We start from the raw sequence: 18,136 nt of genomic DNA, 5'->3' as shown, positions 1-18,136 counted from the left end.
AGATGCTTTTTTCAATAGGAATCTGACGAAACGCTTTTTAACACGCCTAGACTATCTTCCTCCTTTTCCAGCAAGTAAAACATACTCCTTCTGTTTCCAGCCTAACATGACCATACCGATAACTGATACAAATGGATAAGCAATACTATTGGCAGCCAGGCAGAATAACAAGGAAACCATTAAAGTCTGATCAACGGGCATTTGACGTTTTGTTTTAGCTAAAACCGACATCTTGATTTCCAACTGATAATCAAAAAATCGCTTCGTTAAACCTATATAAAACCATAATTGAACCGGGAACCACCACAGCTGCTCCTGTAACATAAGTAAGCACATTGTAAGCACCAGGCAAATGATCAGTCCCGCACGGGCAAACCAGAAGAAGAAACCACGCTTCCACTGCTTCAACTCCCAAGGCAAACAATAAACTAGCCTGTTGCCGAAACCACCAGTAAAAAAACTGGAAGCCATTTGCACAAATAAAAAGATCGCCAGCGCTATTCCGAACCCAAACAGCCAATCATTGCGGGAACCTAGAAGCACCAATAGAATCAAGACACTGCCAATCGTACGGATTACCGCTTCTTTCTGTTCCAATAAATAGGTTTTCCAGAGTCTGCGATAAATGCTAACGGGGTCGGAGTAATCAAATCTTTTACGATTCACTCTACTTGTGAATAATTGCTGAATCCATCCCTGCTTGGGTGGAGGCTTTATTTCCATCTGCGAAATTTTGTTGATGAACCACATATTCCAGATAATCAAGTCATTCGTCTGCACGACTTTCGACCAGTTTACTGATTGGGTTGCTCTTTTTAGCAGCAATATGTTTGTACCAGTAAGCAATACAAACAATGCTGCCATCCACCAAGCCGAACCGCCGACAAACATATTAAGCATCCTGACAATTGCTGCTATCACGACAATTCCTGCGCTTGCAATCAATTTCATTAAAAAACGTTTTTGATACAACCGCCACTGAGGCACCGCCACTAACACTTCCATTAAAATAATCAAACCGGCTGTCACCATGACAAAACGGAAAGAAAGCGGCGTAATAAAAGCGATAAGACTAGCAAGCACCGTCCAAAAAGCCGTGGTTTTCAGCATTTTCTCTCCTATACAATATTGCCAAAGCTGTTGTTTGGAAAATGGCAGCATGCTTAATTTCAATTCGGCACTCGAGAAAAGCACCCCTGGCCTGGTATAGGACGTCACAACAGGGCGCACAAGCATGATTAGCATTAAATTGAGATAATTGGCAGTAACAAACGATTGAAGCTGGAGAATTCTTTCAGCCGATTCTTGCAACGTTTCATATAAAATGAAAAACCCAAACAGCAGGAATGCCCCTAAATAGATTGATATAGTCACATCAAAGCTTACACCGAAGGCTAGCTTGTACAGCTTTGATTTTTTTCTGAATCGATGTCTTTTTACATAGCGATAAACACTCCAGGGATTTTCAAACCCAGTCATTCTGAGGATCTCCGTTTCAGTACATGAAAGCTGTTTATATCTCCATGGTCTGCCACTTTTCCATGCTGAAGCATGATAAAATGATCTGCTAACTGCTGGACACGATCCAATTGGTGGGAAGTCAATAAAATCGCCGTTCCCTGTTCAGCTTTCTCTTTCATGGCTTCTGCTAAAAATTCAGAAGCATAAATGTCCAACCCCATAAATGGTTCATCAATAAGCAGTAAGGGAACTTCGGGAAGCAGTGCACATATCGTCTGTACTTTTTGCCGCATTCCCTTTGATAATGATTCGGGAAACTCATCAAGTTTATCGGTTATTTCCATCTTTCCGGATAAGTAATCAACCTTCTTCACTAGCTCCTGTTCATCGATTTGATAACTTCGGCCATAAAGTTGAAAATGCTGCATAGCGGTTAGTTCCGGAAGCAAAAACGGCTCTTCGGGTATGTAGGATACCATTTGTTTAAAGGGAAGAAAATCTTCCTCGTGGGAGACGCCATTCAAAACAATGTTCCCCGTTTTCCTCTCCTGTAGTCCAATCAATGTTTTCATGATGGTCGACTTTCCCGCTCCATTATGACCCACTAATGCGGTGATGGTCCCAGGTTTCAATTGGAATGAAATATGTTGCAAGATTTGTTCCCGGTTTATTTCTACGGAAACCTCTTCTACCAGCAATCCTTGCAAATGGATCACCTGCCCTATTTTTGTTATAACCAATTTACGTTTTTTGGTATCGATCGGTTTCGTTTTTGGTAGAAATAATGGAGCAGTGTTGGGAGTATTCTCGTAGCTAGTAATTTTTCGGAGTCTTCTCTTCGAGGGGTAGTATAAAAAAAGCTTGCAGAAAAACGAAACCGTTTCTCTACAAGCTTTAAGACCGACTAGCTTTCCTGGAGCTGTTCAATTGCTACGTTTTGCTGACGTGATGGATCCTCCAGGACATATACCTGTGCGGTTCCGTTCTGTTCGTCGATTTCTTGAATGTAAACAGGATTTCCCTGATAGGTAACCTTGATTAAATCTTGTGACTGTCTGATCGCTTTTGCACGTTGGCTTTCCATCACTTTTCCTCCTTATTCGGGAATATATGGAAGATCGCGTTCATCGGGTATGTTTATGACATGTGTATCGGTGTAGGCAAGAATCCCTTCTTTTCCATATTCACGTCCCATGCCAGACTGTTTTACACCGCCAAATGGAAAACGGACATCGAGCCCCTGGACTGCTGCTGTATTGATCATCGTCGTTCCTGCTTGAATATGTTTGGCAACTTTCACGGCATGCTCTTCTTCTCCCCAAACCGAGCTGGTCAGGCCAAAAATACTATCGTTCGCCAAATTGATTGCATGCTGATCATCATCAAATGGCAGTATAGGTACAGTAGGGCCAAATTGCTCTTCTACCACGATTGGATCATCATATCCGGCACCCAGTACTACAGTAGGCTGCATAAAGTACCCTTTTTCGTACAAATCCTGATCGAGAATTTTGCCAAGCTTTACTACTTTGGCGCCTTTGTCTTTGGCATCATCCACCAGACTTTGAACAAACTCCATCTGCTTTTTATTATTCACCGAGCCGATAGTCGTATCTTTACCAAATGGGTCCCCCACCCGTATCCATTTATTGGCTGCTTCAATATATTTCTCGACAAATTGTTCATAGATGGACCGGTCAACATACACGCGCTTGGCAATCATGCATATTTGCCCAGCGGTAAGAAAGTTGGATATGACAAGACGGCGCATGGCTTTTTCATCATTTACATCAAAATCCTTCAGAACAATCGCGGCATCATTCCCTCCCAATTCCAAGGTCATGTGCTTGATTGTCTCAGCAGCAGCTTTCATAATATGCTTCGCCGTTTCCGTGCCGCCAGTAAAGGCTATCTTGGCAACTTTAGGATTGGAAGTAAGTTCCACACCGACATCCGCCTCACCATGTACTAAATTCAGCACCCCTGGCGGAAAAGCATCTGCAATGATTTCGGTTACCACACTAACGGCTAGCGGAGCCAGTGGGCTAGGTTTCAAGACCATGGTGTTACCTGCCAGCAAAGCGGGAGCGATTTTTATGGTGGAAAGGGATATCGGATAGTTCCATGGTGATATGGCGGAGACAACACCGATCGCATCTTTGGCGATGATTGTTTTTCCACCATCATGTTGTTGGACTTCGTTTTCCAAGACTTCTGCCACATTATCGCAGGCAAACTCCATCCATGCCAAGGAAACCCCTATTTCACCTTTTGAATCATATAATGGCTTGCCATGCTCGCGGCTCAGCAATTCAGCTATCTCGGGTGTACGATCTTTAATGTTCTGAATTGCTGTCCGCATCCGCTTAATTCTGTCTTGCATGTCGGACTCTGCCCAGGATGGAAAAGCATCATGGGCGGCATCAATTGCTCGGACGGTGTCCTCTCGTGTATTGATGGGGGCATATCCGACGACTTCATCCGGTCTCGCCGGGTTTTCCCGGGGTGCCTGTTTTTCAGCTTTAAACTTTTCCCCATTAATAATTGCATCAATGACAATCTGTTTATCAGTCATTCTGTATACACTTCCTTCCCATTAACATCCAAATAATACTTCTAGTATTCACAACATTTTCTTTGTCATTCACCTTTTTTATCCAGCGTTTTTTGGGGTCAGTCCCTCTGTGAATGAGTTCACAGAGGGACTGACCCTCCTATTCACTAACTGCATCCGGATAATCAGAAAAAATTTGTTTTTTCAGGTTTGCTGTCCCGTGGTTTTCTCATCATCAAAAAAAGGGCTGCCCATTAGTCCAAAGAACTGACGGACAGCCCCTTACTTTCTGGCCGGTAAACCAGGGGCGATTAACTGTTACTGCCTTCTATATTCATTTGATGAATTCTTCCTAAAAGCGCATAAACAGCAGCTAATAAAAGCATGAATAAACTGACTACATACCATGAAAACTCCGTAATCGCCTCGCCAAAAGCAGTGTATAAAACGGCCGGTAAAATAACTCCTAAAGCAGAGTAGTACATATAACTTTTAAAACCGTTGGTCATTTCCATCAAGTACAACGACAATAAATGAAAATGCACAAACGGCATGACACGAAGAACCATCACCTGACTGACCGTAATCGTTCGATCATGCAAAAACTTGGTTTTCAGGCGGGCTACTCCTTCCCGAAAACGCGGAAATCTACTGACCAATTTATAAAAAATGAGACTCATCAGCGATAACCCAATAAAGGACAATACCGCTCCTTCTACAAATCCAAACAATACACCTCCGGCGATACATACGACAATCACCGGTAAAAACAAAAAGGGCCTAATCAAATGAATAAGAATAAATAGTGCGGGGGCCAACCATCCTGCCCCTTCTATCAAGGATTGAATGGAATCATTGAAATTATCCATACACATCCTCCTCTCCCTGCAAGAATACAAGTCCTATAGCATTTTATAAGAAATGGCCCAATTTGAAAAGATATGTGTCTCTCGTTAAGGACAAGAATTGCTTGCAATACCAGTCTATGCTGCTTTTATTAGATGGTCACGATGTTCGTTTAGATAAGAAAAATTTAATGAATCAACTGTTTTATCGTTACTGTTTCTGCCATTCTTCTGCTAGCAATCCGTAAACAACATGGTCGACGTACTCTCCCTGTAATAATTCGGCCTGCCGAATTTTTCCTTCTTGCGTAAAACCCAGCTTTTCCGGAATGGATCTGCTTTTCACATTTTCCTCTGCTGCCCTGATTTCCACCCGGTTTAGCTGCCAGTTTTCAAATGCTTGTTGAACCATCGCCCTGCAGGCTTTGGTCATCAACCCTTTTCCCTCGAAACCATCACCGATCCAATAACCGATACTTGTTGTGCGGTTATACCAATTAACGTAATGAAAGCCGATAACACCGGCTATTTTATCTTGATGCCAAATGCCTGCCTGAAACCCATTGTTTTCGCTCAATTGTATAAGGGAAGATTTGATAAAAGCTTCGGTGTCTTCTTGTCTCCTGTTACTTCCGATTAAAGGAAGCCATTTCTTCAAACGATCCATCGAATTCCAGGTTAGCAAAAATAATTCAGCCGCATCACCTGGTTCCAACATTTTCAAATAGGACTGTTCGTCAAGTGGATAAGTAAACATTTTTTTGCCCCCTTTACAGCTTAGTAGGTTGATATTCCCACGTTTCCGCGGCTATCATTGTCGTCAACAAACGCTTCACATAAGGAGCAGAAGCCATTTGTGGTAACAGCCATTGTTTATGTTCCTGCAAAAGCCGGACAACATGAGCAGCTGCTTGTGAATGCAAATCCGGTGTAATGTATTGAAGGATGGTTCGCACTTCCGCCTTCATTTCTACGGGAAGCGAGTCTTCCACTGCTTTCAATCCCAACTGGGCCCGGGTTGGCGAATAGCAATGCAGCAGTACCCTGGTAAGATGGACTGCAACATGGTGTAAAACTCCTGCAGCCCACAAATCATTTCCACGCAAAGCGGTTTTACGGTACTGCAGCAAAAACCAAGCAACATCGGTTACATCATCTAAAAATTCTTCCTGCGACAAAGTTAAATGCTGCCTTGCTACATATTTATCCATCAGCCGTTCCGGATCATACTTTACCCGGAAATAATCCTTATCGATATAAGTCTCTTCTGTAACCGTGAACAAATCCACGTGCAGTAAATCTTCATACACGGCAATAATTTGTGGAGCAATGATAAATATATCATCGTAAAACAATAAGGATCCATAGGCCTGCAAATGAAGGAGACGACGCTCCAAGAATGATTGCTTGTCCGATTCTTCCACAAGACAATAAAGATCAATGTCCGAGTTCTCATCATGCTCCCCGCGTCCTATCGAGCCCTTGACAAACACTGCCCGAACTAGCGGATCCGTTTGCAGGCTTGCAGTAATTTTCTCTAGCGCCTCCTCTTGTATCACACTTCCTTCCTCCCTTTTTAAAAGTAAATATTACGTCATTATATTACGTAGCAAAGGGGATGACAAGGTTTAATTTCAGCGGATACTCGTTCCGATCAGAAAAATCAGAATCTGGATAACTGACTGTTACCCATCAACGTTAGCAACGGGCCGGTTTCCATCGGACGGATTGCAGATTTGATCACTACCCATCCTTTGGCCTCATAAAGACTTTTTGCGGCACGATTATCGACCTGTGTCGTCAATACCGAAACAGCATGATGCGACTCTTTAAGTAGAGCATCATGGAGCTTGCTGCCCATTCGCATTCTTTGAAAAGCAGGATCAACAGCAAGCTCAACAAATTCAAAACAGTCATCCAGCCATGCACGCCTTTCTTTCTCGTCCAAAAAAGCTTCGATTTTGCTGCGATAGAATTGTCCAGGCATCGACGTATATCCATAAGCCATGCCAACTGGCGCGCCGGTCTCATTTACCGCCTTCATTGCCTTAAATCCTGGATATGCAGCGTGTTTTTGAATCCTTTCTTTCATTCTCTCAAGATGGTGTTCCGGATTGTCAGGATGATGGACACGACAATAGACAGCTGCCAGTCCCTCCAAGTCTTCTTTTTCATTCATAACGGTTGAAATATCCATTCTTTCTCCTCCCCTATTACTCTATGATTGATTGGTGATGACCTTTCTAATCTTTTTCATTTCGCATGCATCATCTCTTGTCTGGTTTTTATTCCTGTTCCGAAGTCTTGAGTGCTGCGCAACTGTCCATGCTTGCTCCCCACGAAGGTAAGATGTACATCAACTATAGTATGGCCGGCTTATTTGAATAATCGCCCTCCTTATATCTTCTTGTAAGTTTGAGTGACTTCGCTTGTAGACTAGGCGAAAATACAAACTTCTTAAAAATTGCTTTATATTTGCCCGGTGGATAAATAGCTGTTGGCTCCCAACAGCAAAGTTAGCCTCCAGCTCTTCTGTAACAAAGGTGATTTCCTGGAGTACAGATTCCTCGCTGAAACCCCGTTCCAGCATTGCTGTAACCGGCAATGCCATCCGCTCATCCTCTTCTAAACCATAAAAACCGCTCGAAAAACCCATCACCCGAACAACTGCTTGGTATATCTCCTGATAACAGGATTCGATGCCAGGCTGTTGGACCAGTTCACCGATGGCGTCTGCTGCATGGGCAATACTATGAGCCCACCCTTTATCTTCCACCAGGCCTCTGATGTCCTTTTCTTCCTTCAAATATGTCAGCAAAGCTTGCTTTACCGTCAGCAGTTGTTTTGCATTAAGAAAGCCAGTTTGCAAATTTTTATGTAACAGAACAGCGATGATCAGGGAAGAAAACGACCTGGTAAAAACCGAGTCGTCTTTTGTCCCGCCGACTTTATAAAATAAATGACTCTCATCAAGACATACCACTAATAGGACTGCCAACTGCTCTTTCGTATAATCACCGTTCATGATTAGTTGGCTGAACACAGGATAAATCAGTTCATCACGAAGAATCGGATCGGTAACTCCTATGTGGCAAAGCATTTCTTTTGTTAACAAATCAAGTTCTTCTCCTGAAATGCAAGCATCTTTATTCTTTTTTAGCTGCTTTAATCGATTGGTCAATTGTTGGGTATCCATGATAGATCGTTTCTCCTTTTAACGACAGTCATTTTGTATATTGTCTTTGTTCTGCAAAACTTCAAGTCTCCGCCTTAATAGTGGGCAAGCAAACCCTTGGCCCTCGCAATTCGCTCACAATAGACAAAGACACCAAGACCAAGACCAAAATAGAACACTGCATTAAACAGTAAAGTGAGGTAATCACCACTCGGAATTTGAGTCAGTGTGATTCCGTCAATCATTACCTGGCGTACTAGCTCAACTCCTTTTACGATTGGAAAAAATGCGAGAAATGGTGCTGTGGCAAGCGGAATGAAAACCAAACCAGCCAAAATGAACTGGAGAATTTGCAGAAACGCCTGCACTTGTTTCAAGATAATGGCAAGACCTGCAATCATAAAACCAACACCAAACATACTAATGATGGTCAACACGAAAATCGGCAGCAGGGTTAGCACATCCAGATTCAGCCACTCTCCGGCAGTTGCCATTGAAAGGTAAAGCAATCCAACCATGATGACAAAATGAAGGAAAGTGGAAGCGATCAGCCGGACGGTGATGATGCGCCAGATGCCCATTGGTGACATGCTCAGCTGTTCCAGGGTTCCCTGTGTCGCCTCATTCGTTATTTTCCAACCAATGTCGTTGACCACTACCATGGTCAGGTACCAAAAAATATAATTGACGATGACAAACTGAGTGTTAACTGCCTGTGTGGACGGATCTCCAATGACCTGTATGCCAAAAAACAGTCCTAGGAAAATGATATAGAAGGTAAGCAAAAGTGCGATGGTGTTGGGCAAATAACGCTTTAGTTCTATGTATTCTTTACGCAGATTGGCTTTAAGAAGATTGAGTAAGCGCATGGCTGGTTTCCCCCTTTACAATCTTCATGAAAATTTGTTCAAAATTGACCGACTTACGGTCGATCGCTTCGACAGGCGTAGAAGCCAGCTTCAATATATCAAACAAATCATAGATTTCATCGCTTTTTGCAAGGTCGATTTCCAAGGTTGACTGAAGAGAATCTTCAGTGTAGAGGTGAAATGGGAATTTTTCGGTGAGTAATTGTTTTTGTTGTTCATCCAACTGGTTTCCAAGTGTGACTGCGTAAGAACGTACCTCAAACAGTTTCAAGAGGTTTTCCACCCTGTCATCGGTGACAACGTTTCCCTGATTGATAATAACCGTCCGTTCACAAATATCTTGAATAACATCCATATCGTGGGAGCTGATGATGATTGTCCGGTTATATTGACGAACAATCGCTTTTAATATTTCCCGGACCTCATAACCTGTTTCCACATCCAGTCCGAGTGTCGGTTCGTCGAGGAGGATTACTTCGCTTTCCGCCAACATGGCAACTGCAATTGCCAGCTTTTGTTGCATGCCGCGAGAAAGCCGATTAACCAGTTCATTTTCTTTTTCCTTGAGCTTAAATTTGATCAGCAAATCATCAATGATAGCCGCGACCTCTTTGCGGGATGAACCGCGATTGCCCGCAAAATACTCTAAATTCTCAAGCACAGAAAGTCTCCAGTACAGATTTCGGTTTCCTTCCAAAACAGCGCTGATGTGGCGCAGAGCTTTCAGTCGCTTTTTATGCTGGTCCACACCGTTAATCACAATCGCCCCATCATCCGGTGTCAATAGACCGCATATCATTTTGATGGTTGTCGTTTTTCCGGCTCCGTTCGGCCCTAGCAGCCCCAATATTTCTCCGCGATTGACTTTAAACGAAATGCCATTGACCGCTTGGACAACTTCTTTTGTTTTTCTTTTTTTGTACGTTTTCCTTAATTGATTGACCTCAAGAATTGTCTCCATCCCATCATCCTCCCATACTCTTGATTGCTTTTATTTTACGGGAGGGGTAAGGTCTTGTAAATTGCTGGAATACAATATCAGTCTGGAGACGTACAGCTCAGTATTTTTTCCATTCACTGTCTAAAATACTAAACAACAAGGAATCACGCCATTCCATCTCTGGTTTAATGTTCTCTCTCAACAGCCCTTCCTTTTTCATCCCTAGCTTTTCCAATACTCTTTTTGAACCTTTGTTTCTCGGATCACAGGTAGCAATAATGCGGTGAAGTCCCAACTGGCAAAAACCATAGGAAACCATTAAATCCGATGCTTCCGAAGCGATTCCTCGCCCCCAATACTTTGGATGCACAATATAAGATAATTCCCCTGTTTTATTGACAACATCGCGAAGTTTTAGTTCACAACACCCAACCATTTCACCTGTCCCGGACAAAGTAATAGCTAGCGCGTATCGATGCCTCGGGGACACGCATGCTTCCTGCATGCATTGATTTACATACTGTCGGGATTGTTCCTCTGTATTAGGTCCCCATGGCTGAAAAGAGCTGGATTCCGGTAAAGCCGCATACGCATGAACATCAAGCCAGTCTTTTCGCTTTAATTCTCTTAAGAATAACATTTCGCCTTTCAAATTCATTTGATGCTCTCCCCTTTCTTTTTTCTAATCGACTGTTTGCAAAATTAATCGCAATGGATAAGCTCCGTTTGGTTACATTACGTTATAAGGAGGTGTAAGGTATGACGGACAAGGAAAGTCATCCCGAAAAAGAAGCGAATGCCGAACTAAGCGGCATGGGACTGTATGGTACCACTTCAACAGAAGAAGTGGCTGGTTATCAAGCAACTGGAAACATCGAAAATGCCGGAAAACCAGAGAAAGGCTTCCGCAAAGAAGCTGGACACCGCGGAGCAACTGCCTCTGTTAATGGAGAACACCAACGCGGGTTAGAAAAGCCCGGTGACTAGCTACACTAGATGAATAGAAGAGCAGGAACGTTTGCTCCTGCTCTTCTATCTCATCTGCTAATGTTTGCTTGTTTTTGTTGGAAATCGGTATCTGGGTAGTACGTATTCTTCACCAAAACATTCGGACCTAAGCACTTGACTGCCGGACAATGACAGTTCAACGATTTGGCGGTTTTCGTCTCCATCCAGCGTCGATAGGACTCTTGTAAAGGAACGGTTTGAATATTTCCAAGCGGTGGTTCATCGCCAAAGTCAGTAACTGTTACTTCCCCGGTAAAAATACTGACGTTGAGCCTCGAGCGGCCATCTGGATCGTTACGGACAGAAACATTCCTGGCGGCATATAGCTGCTGCTGCAATTCCAACTCTTCGGGTGAAGAACTGCATGGATAGAACGGAAGCGTTCCGAACAGCATCCAAATGTCTTCATTCCGGTGTACAAGCAGCCGGCGAATAGCCGTTCTTATTTGTTCCAAACTCAATGTTTCCAGATTTTCAGCAAAATCGACAGGGTACATAGGATGTATCTCGTGCCGTGTACAGCCCATTTCCTGTATGTGGTCATGGATTTTTTCCAAGTAGGGAAATGTCCTGCCGTTCAGCATAGTTTCGGCGGAAACCATGACGCCTTCTTTAGAAAGGCGCTGGGCATTTTCAACCATCCGCGCAAAGTACTTTTTGCGATTTTCCATCGTCGGCTTTCGTTCCATTCGAGCAAACCCTGTTTCTGCGAATTCCTCTTCCGTCCCCCAGTTATGGGAAATATGGAGAACATCCAGATAAGGAATGATATCGTCATAACGTCCGTATGGCAGGGTTAGGTTCGAGTTAATCTGGGTTCTCACCCCGCGGGCATGGGCGTATTGAAGCAGGGGCAGGACATAATTCCTGACAGATTTTTTGGACATCATCGGCTCTCCGCCGGTAATGCTGATTGCCCGCAAATGCGGAATTTCATCCAAACGCCGGAAAATCAGGTCCATAGGAAGTGCTTCCGGATCGCGATCCCGCAGGGCATATCCCACTGCACAATGATTACAGCGCATATTGCATAACGTCGTCGTTGTAAATTCCACATTGGACAACACCATTTCCCCGTGCTGGTTTACATCCAAGTACGCTTCCCAAGGATCATTGGCCGGTGTCATCTTATCAGCGATTATATTAGCGTTCATTTATGTAACTTCCTTTCGGTTGTTCAACTAATAACTTTTTCTATCGTAACATACGAATCCTCTTATGAAGAAAGAAGTTTATAAGAATCTTCTCGTTCTGTTTTCTATTCTGACAGCAATGACAGGAATGCCTGTAAATTGCGCGAACGCCACTTGTCTTTGTGGACAGCAGTATAAATCCCAATTTCATTCCCAGTGGTTATCGGGATTGCTGTCAATTCACCGTTTTCCACTGCATCCTTTACTGTAAAAGAAGGTAACATGGCTTTTCCCAATCCACTCAAAACACACTGTTTGATTGCTTCAATACTCGGCAGTTCTATTTTTGCATATCCCGCTTCTTTTTTTAGATAGTCCTCAATCAATGGTCTCCAGCTGCATGTGTACTCCGTTACCAGCATGGTTTCAGCTATACGCGGGGCAGAAGGTTTTGCTGCTTCAACAAGTGTAAGGCGTTCCTCTTTGATTTTCTCAATTGTTAAATCCTTGGGCTGCCAATCAGCAGCATCTACCAGAATCGCCGCATCTATATCTCCCTTCTTTAATTGGCCGGAAAGATTTTCATAATCTATTGATTTAAGCGTCAACTCCACCAAGGGATACTGCTCCATGAATCGCCGGATTTTACTTGGCAGCCAATAAATCATCAGTGATTCACTTGCTCCGATGGATAAAGGCCCTGCTGGTTGGTCGCCTTCCTTGATGATTTGTTTTGATTTGGCGTACAAATTGATGATGTCAACGGCATATGGAAAAAATCGCCTGCCGGTCTCGGTAAGGGTGATCGTCTTTCCCATCCGGTCAAATAAGGGATACCCAAGTTCCTCTTCCAAAGCTTTAATATGGGCAGTTATCGAGGACTGTGCATATCCCAATTCATCTGCAGCTTTTTTAAACCCTCCTTTTTCCACGATGGTTTCAAAAGTAACGAGATGACGCAACTCCATGCAATACCTCCTTATTATCATTTTTATCGAATAAAACTATCTAAAACTTCAATTTTACTGAATCAACTTTCTATTATAGACTGTTCTTATAAACAGTTCAATTGGAAGGCGAGTGATCATCATGAAGGTGTTGACCTTTATTACCCATCCACGAAAAAATTCTTTGACATTTGCCGTTGCAGAGAAATTTATGGAAGGGCTAAAAGACGCTGGACATATAGCCGATAAGCTCGATTTATACCGAAGCGGTTTTAATCCATTAGTGGAAGAAGACGATGAACCTGATTGGAATAATACCTGCCAGCACTTCTCCCCTCAAACAACAGCAGAAATGGAACGGTTGAAACAATATGATGGCTTGGCGTTTGTCTTTCCTTTATGGTGGTGGAGTATGCCGGCTTTGATGAAAGGGTATATCGACCGCGTGTGGAATTATGGTTTTGCGTACGGAGGGAATAAACTTCCGATTGAACGCGTTCTATGGCTCACCTTGGCAGGCGCTCCTCCTGAACGATTCAGTAAAAGGAAGTACGATTCCATGATGCGTCGTTATTTCAATATAGGACTTGCCGACTACTGCGGCATCGAACACTCTCATTTCGAATTGTTCTACCAAACAATCAATCCGACCCCAGACCATGTGGATATGCTACTTGAAGAAGCTTATAAACTGGGGAAACAATACTCGGTACTTTCAGATGAAAAGGAGATCGAATCATGAACATTTTGACCTTACTAGGCAGTTCTCGAAAAGATGGAAACAGTGATTACCTGGTCGAACAGGCACTTGGTGGTGTTGACCATACGTCCATACACCTGCTCGATTATCAAATGAATCCTATTATAGACGAACGACATACGGAAGAAGGCTTTACAGCTGTGGAGGATGACTATGAAAGGTTGCTCAAGGAATTTCTGGATCATGACATCATTGTATTCGCCACGCCTTTATACTGGTTTGGTATGTCCGGACAGATGAAAATCTTTTTTGACCGTTGGAGCCAGTATATGCGCGATCCTCGTTTCCGTTTTAAAGAGTTGATCAAACAGAAAAAAGCGTATGTTATCATAACCGGTAATTCACCTGATCCTAAAATTTCAGCGCTTCCTTTGATTCAACAATTCAAGGCGATTTTTGATTACGTTGGTGTCGAGTTTTCCGATTATATCATCGGTCAGGCCAACAAACCTGGTGAGATACAAAACGATCCCTTCGCATTGGCTAAGGCCGATTTATGGAATCAACAGTTTAAACAATTAGGAAATTAAGAACCACTAGATTGTTTAAAGTAGTTGCAATCCCGTCGAGAGGGCTAACATCACAGGAGAATTAATATTCGATTACATTCCGTTTAGCCCATAATACAGTGATCACAAATTATCCTGTTGTTTGGGGAGTGCTTCGTATTGCTACGGCAAGATACTACGCTTTCCACGGGCACAGCTTCAACTTCCTCAGAAAGCAAAAGACGCTTTCTTGCGGGATTTTCAGCTCGTGCTGTTCCCGTCGGAGTCTCCGTATCTTGCCTTCGCTACGTTTTCATCGTCTTTTTATAAGTGAAGGGTAGAACAGAACGATTTCCTTTATTCTAATAAAGGAAAGCAGAAGCGCCTGTTCAAAGGAGTACAGGCTAAAACCGCCACGTCCTGTGGCAACGCCTGCATGACCCACATCATTCGGGCCTCCGACTAGCTTAAGCAAAGCCTCGAAGTGGTGGGCTTTTGCCACACAGAGGATTTGCTTAAGACCTCGAGGGGTTAGGCGCAGGAGCTAGACATCTCTGAAATTTAAACTTTCTTATCTTTTCAAAGTTCGGTGCCATTTATTTTGGTCACGACTCTTTGTTTTGTCAATGTCCTGTTCATCTAAATACGCCCTTTAAATCAATAGGAGTACATTATTTAAAGCGGTAGATGTATTTCCCTTGCCGGGTTATAAACGTTAAGCCAATCTTCTGCTTCTGCCTTTATCCAACTTCCAAAGCCATGCAAGAATTTCAATATTTCTTCTGACTCTGTTAAAGGGTTGATTGCGTACCAGAGAGCCGTTCTCATCTGAGGCTCTTTTTCAGGGTAATGATTAGAAAACAGTTTATAGGCTGGGAATAGGTCCCTTGTGTAAGCCTGTTCTTGAACAATGACAAGCGCAGCGCCAGCCCTCACAATAATTCGCATGATCCATGAACAGCAATCCTTAATGTCCTCAATATCGTCATTTCCCATTAAATCATCCTTCGCTCTTTCAATCAGAGTTGTTAAGTGAATGAGGTGTTCATTCGCCAAAGAGCTATCGGGTTTATAATCAGGGAGCTTACCTATTAGGTTTTCGCCATACACACAGATACCATAGGTTTTTAGAATAAACGGGATCATGGAGCAATATGTTGACTCCTCAACCTCACTTAAAGGGCTGAACCCTAATTCCACACCATTTATAAAGGAGAATTTCTGATCAATAATTTGTTCCGCCTCCTCCACCCAATAAAGATCAAGTTCTTCAGGATTGGAATAGGTTACGATTATTACGTCCACATCCGATACACCTTCAATGTCTAACCCTCTTGGGACAGAACCTCTTATGTAAATGCTGTGAATTTCGTTTGGTAAAACGGAAAGACAGCTTTCATTTATTAGTCGGACAACTTCTCGATATTTATCATTGATTTTATTTGGATCAGACTGGTTTATGATATAGCCTTTGTCGTCTACAGGACATAAAGACCCTATTTCTTTAATTTCAGTCATACTTTGGAAGCCCCCATATCTTTTTTACTATCAATTCAATCCCTTTGATTGTTCGATTATTGCATCCCTAAAGTTTAACTAAGGGAAACTCCAACCAGCAGGGTATTACTGTATGTTAATGTTATGAGCTGACCACTCTTAAAAAACACCCTCAATGTAAAACACTATATTTGGTAAGAAATAGAATAAGACAATTAAGCCAAAAACTGTGATTAAAAACACCCAAACTTTTTTTAGCTTTAACTGTACAAAAATGGATAGTATTACAAGGATATTAAAAATGGCAACAGCTTTGAATCAAACTTCATATGTTCTACTTGGGTCTGGTGAAGCGATATTATATACTGCTCCCAACCCAATTACGGTTGTCGCCAGGAATAGTAAAACATGTATAAAAATGACCACAAACTTATACATCAAATTCTCCCCCTTCATCTGGGAAACTGACCTGCAACGGTTAAGAACAATCCTTAATAAACTGTCTATTTATTTTAACATAATATCTCAAAAGCATTGACCTGCATTGTTGTAGAAGAATCAACATAGCAACTAATATCAATAAATCGTTGACAACAGAGACTGTCAGCGTGTTAATAAAGTTCTTGCGATTTTGTAAAGCTTAATTCAAGTGGTATATTCAATAATCGTTGATATAGGGGAAAACCAGAGACCTAATCATATGCGATTTGGTCTCTGATTAATATGCTATTTTGTATTTTTCTCCACCGGAAACAGAACTACTTAATCGTGATCCCGTACTTTTTATATCCATCTTTTTATGTTGAACTTATTTTCTAATACGCTTATCCTAACTGGCGCTTAAAAACTTTACTGGCTATCAAATAAGCGATGATCATGATTCCAACACACCAGGCAAGCGCAGTCCAGATACCGTTTCCGACAGTACCTTGATACAAGAGGGCACGAATGGAATTCACGATGGAAGTGACGGGCTGGTTTTCAGCGAATGCACGAACAGCCTTAGGCATCGTATCGGTGGGAACGAAAGCAGAACTGATAAACGGTAAGAAAATCAGTGGATAAGAGTATGCTGTTGCCCCTTCCATTGACCCTGCTGTCAATCCGGGGATGATCGCCAGCCACGTCAGTGCCAGTGTGAATAGTCCAAGTATGCCACCTACCGCCAGCCAATCCAGGATATCGGCGTCAGAACGGAATCCCATCAAGAGCGCAACGAGTATAACAATCACTACAGTAAGTGCATTGGAAACAACCGAGGTGAATACGTGTGCCCACAATATCGATGAACGCTTGATGGGCATTGTAATAAAACGCGCCATCAGTCCGCTTTTCACATCCGTAAATAGCCGTAAGGAAGTATAAGCAACACCCGATGCGATTGCGATTAGCAAGATTCCCGGTAACAAATAATTGACGTAGTTATCCGTGCCTGTTTCTATGGCTCCGCCAAATACGTAAACAAAAAGCAGCATCATCATAATCGGCGTAACCGCAACTGTGATGATGGTATCCGGGCTGCGCAAGATATTACGCATTAAACGACCTAGTAATACTCCTGTTTTCCTTTTCATTTACTTCCCCTCCTTTTTACCAATGATTGCGAGAAAAATTTCCTCCAATGTCGGCTGCTTCTCGACATATTCCACTTTCACTGGCGGGAACATCTCCTTTAGTTCGGTGAGGGTGCCAGTGGTGATGATTTTTCCGCCATGAAGGATGGCGATACGGTCGGCTAGTTGTTCGGCTTCCTCCAGGTATTGAGTCGTCAGCAATATGGTCGTGCCACTGCCGGCAAGCTCCTGGACTGTTTCCCATACTTCAATCCGCGCTTCTGGGTCAAGCCCTGTGGTCGGTTCATCGAGAAAAATGACTTCTGGTTTCCCAATCAAACTCATGGCAAGGTCAAGTCTGCGCTTCATTCCGCCAGAATACTTGTCTGCGCGTTGGTTGGCCGCATCAGTCAGGTGGAATTTCGCAAGCAATTTATCGGCGACTTGAGTGGGATTAGAAACTCCCCGCAACTTGGCAATCATTATTAGATTTTCCCACCCGGTTTGCATGCCATCTAAAGCAGCAAACTGCCCTGTCAAACTTATGCGTTGGCGAACATGTTCTGGTTGACGCTGAACGTCAAAGCCGCAAATACTTACTTCTCCGCCATCCGGCTTCATCAACGTCGAGAGGATGTTAACCGCCGTCGTCTTGCCGGCTCCGTTTGAGCCTAGCAGAGCGAAAATTTCACCATGTTTCACCTCAAAATCGACTCCCTTTAAGACTTCCTTGTCTTTAAAGGTTTTTTTTAATCTTTTTACCGTAATTGCTGTATTGCTCATTTTAGTTTTCCTCCTTATAAAAAGCGCCAGCAAGCCGCTTCCGAAAACCGAGTTTAGGGCACTCTGCCTGATAAGCTAGAGGATTGTTCTCCTTCAGACAATGAACGTTCAATCATTGAAGGG

Annotated in this window: 20 protein-coding genes; 3 read left to right on the top strand and 17 right to left on the bottom strand. The window is 43.0% G+C overall.

Translation table 11 applies throughout. The features are described from left to right. Positions 1–51: 51 nt before the first annotated feature. From ERJ70_RS05920 to ERJ70_RS05865, 12 genes are all read right to left on the bottom strand, one after another. The gene (locus ERJ70_RS05920; protein WP_209367868.1) at positions 52–1,479 is read right to left on the bottom strand and encodes a hypothetical protein; all 1,428 of its coding nucleotides are present in this window, start codon (positions 1,477–1,479) and stop codon (positions 52–54) included. Beyond that, the gene (locus ERJ70_RS05915; protein WP_245208128.1) at positions 1,476–2,177 is read right to left on the bottom strand and encodes an ABC transporter ATP-binding protein; all 702 of its coding nucleotides are present in this window, start codon (positions 2,175–2,177) and stop codon (positions 1,476–1,478) included. The genes ERJ70_RS05920 and ERJ70_RS05915 overlap by 4 nt, the downstream gene beginning before the upstream one ends. Positions 2,178–2,365: 188 nt before the next feature. Further along, positions 2,366–2,545, bottom strand: coding sequence for an H-type small acid-soluble spore protein (locus ERJ70_RS05910; RefSeq protein WP_209367865.1), 180 nt, complete (start codon positions 2,543–2,545; stop codon positions 2,366–2,368). 12 nt (positions 2,546–2,557) lie between these two features. Then, on the bottom strand, positions 2,558–4,036 hold the full coding sequence (locus ERJ70_RS05905) for an aldehyde dehydrogenase family protein (RefSeq protein WP_209367863.1): 1,479 nt from the start codon (positions 4,034–4,036) through the stop codon (positions 2,558–2,560). 290 nt (positions 4,037–4,326) lie between these two features. Further along, positions 4,327–4,884, bottom strand: coding sequence for a TVP38/TMEM64 family protein (locus ERJ70_RS05900; RefSeq protein ID WP_209367862.1), 558 nt, complete (start codon positions 4,882–4,884; stop codon positions 4,327–4,329). Positions 4,885–5,071: 187 nt separating this feature from the next. Next, a complete protein-coding gene (locus ERJ70_RS05895) occupies positions 5,072–5,617 on the bottom strand; it encodes a GNAT family N-acetyltransferase (RefSeq protein WP_209367861.1) in 546 nt (181 codons plus the stop codon). 13 nt (positions 5,618–5,630) lie between these two features. Further along, positions 5,631–6,419 carry a nucleotidyltransferase domain-containing protein gene (locus tag ERJ70_RS05890; RefSeq protein ID WP_209367860.1) on the bottom strand — a complete coding sequence of 263 codons (789 nt, stop codon included), beginning with the start codon at positions 6,417–6,419 and terminating at the stop codon, positions 5,631–5,633. A gap of 104 nt (positions 6,420–6,523) precedes the next feature. Then, on the bottom strand, positions 6,524–7,057 hold the full coding sequence (locus ERJ70_RS05885) for a GNAT family N-acetyltransferase (protein ID WP_209367859.1): 534 nt from the start codon (positions 7,055–7,057) through the stop codon (positions 6,524–6,526). Positions 7,058–7,216: 159 nt separating this feature from the next. Then, positions 7,217–8,056: a DUF2785 domain-containing protein gene (locus tag ERJ70_RS05880; protein ID WP_209367858.1), complete on the bottom strand. Its 840-nt coding sequence runs from the start codon at positions 8,054–8,056 to the stop codon at positions 7,217–7,219. Positions 8,057–8,130: 74 nt separating this feature from the next. Further along, the gene (locus tag ERJ70_RS05875) at positions 8,131–8,904 is read right to left on the bottom strand and encodes an ABC transporter permease (RefSeq protein ID WP_209367857.1); all 774 of its coding nucleotides are present in this window, start codon (positions 8,902–8,904) and stop codon (positions 8,131–8,133) included. Then, positions 8,882–9,865: an ABC transporter ATP-binding protein gene (locus ERJ70_RS05870; protein ID WP_209367856.1), complete on the bottom strand. Its 984-nt coding sequence runs from the start codon at positions 9,863–9,865 to the stop codon at positions 8,882–8,884. The genes ERJ70_RS05875 and ERJ70_RS05870 overlap by 23 nt, the downstream gene beginning before the upstream one ends. 97 nt (positions 9,866–9,962) lie before the next feature. Continuing rightward, positions 9,963–10,502: a GNAT family N-acetyltransferase gene (locus tag ERJ70_RS05865; RefSeq protein ID WP_209367855.1), complete on the bottom strand. Its 540-nt coding sequence runs from the start codon at positions 10,500–10,502 to the stop codon at positions 9,963–9,965. Positions 10,503–10,603: 101 nt separating this feature from the next. Between ERJ70_RS05865 and ERJ70_RS05860 the strand changes: the two genes are divergently transcribed. Beyond that, the gene (locus ERJ70_RS05860; RefSeq protein WP_209367854.1) at positions 10,604–10,831 is read left to right on the top strand and encodes a hypothetical protein; all 228 of its coding nucleotides are present in this window, start codon (positions 10,604–10,606) and stop codon (positions 10,829–10,831) included. A 50-nt stretch (positions 10,832–10,881) separates the two neighbouring features. Here the strand turns inward: ERJ70_RS05860 and yfkAB are convergent, their stop codons facing one another. Together yfkAB and ERJ70_RS05850 are read right to left on the bottom strand one after the other, a co-directional pair. Next, positions 10,882–12,006 (bottom strand): radical SAM/CxCxxxxC motif protein YfkAB, encoded by a 1,125-nt coding sequence (gene yfkAB, locus ERJ70_RS05855; protein WP_209367852.1) that lies wholly within the window; start codon positions 12,004–12,006, stop codon positions 10,882–10,884. Positions 12,007–12,110: 104 nt separating this feature from the next. After that, positions 12,111–12,953, bottom strand: a complete 843-nt coding sequence (locus ERJ70_RS05850; RefSeq protein ID WP_209367850.1) for a LysR family transcriptional regulator — start codon at positions 12,951–12,953, stop codon at positions 12,111–12,113. 121 nt (positions 12,954–13,074) lie between these two features. Between ERJ70_RS05850 and ERJ70_RS05845 the strand changes: the two genes are divergently transcribed. Together ERJ70_RS05845 and ERJ70_RS05840 are read left to right on the top strand one after the other, a co-directional pair. Then, positions 13,075–13,674 (top strand): NAD(P)H oxidoreductase, encoded by a 600-nt coding sequence (locus ERJ70_RS05845; protein ID WP_209367849.1) that lies wholly within the window; start codon positions 13,075–13,077, stop codon positions 13,672–13,674. Further along, positions 13,671–14,222 carry a flavodoxin family protein gene (locus ERJ70_RS05840; protein WP_209367847.1) on the top strand — a complete coding sequence of 184 codons (552 nt, stop codon included), beginning with the start codon at positions 13,671–13,673 and terminating at the stop codon, positions 14,220–14,222. Before ERJ70_RS05845 ends, ERJ70_RS05840 begins: the two co-directional genes overlap by 4 nt. 633 nt (positions 14,223–14,855) lie before the next feature. Here the strand turns inward: ERJ70_RS05840 and ERJ70_RS05835 are convergent. From ERJ70_RS05835 to ERJ70_RS05825, 3 genes are all read right to left on the bottom strand, one after another. Continuing rightward, positions 14,856–15,698, bottom strand: a complete 843-nt coding sequence (locus ERJ70_RS05835; RefSeq protein ID WP_209367845.1) for a nucleotidyltransferase domain-containing protein — start codon at positions 15,696–15,698, stop codon at positions 14,856–14,858. An 803-nt stretch (positions 15,699–16,501) separates the two neighbouring features. Next, positions 16,502–17,251: an ABC transporter permease gene (locus ERJ70_RS05830; RefSeq protein ID WP_209367843.1), complete on the bottom strand. Its 750-nt coding sequence runs from the start codon at positions 17,249–17,251 to the stop codon at positions 16,502–16,504. Beyond that, positions 17,252–18,013, bottom strand: coding sequence for an ABC transporter ATP-binding protein (locus ERJ70_RS05825; protein WP_209367841.1), 762 nt, complete (start codon positions 18,011–18,013; stop codon positions 17,252–17,254). Positions 18,014–18,136: the final 123 nt, after the last annotated feature.

It is taken from the genome of Sediminibacillus dalangtanensis (assembly GCF_017792025.1).
GTDB lineage: Bacteria > Bacillota > Bacilli > Bacillales > Amphibacillaceae > Sediminibacillus > Sediminibacillus dalangtanensis.
The sequence above is the reverse complement of the archived record's forward strand: the minus strand, read 5'-3'. Positions and strand labels throughout refer to the sequence as shown.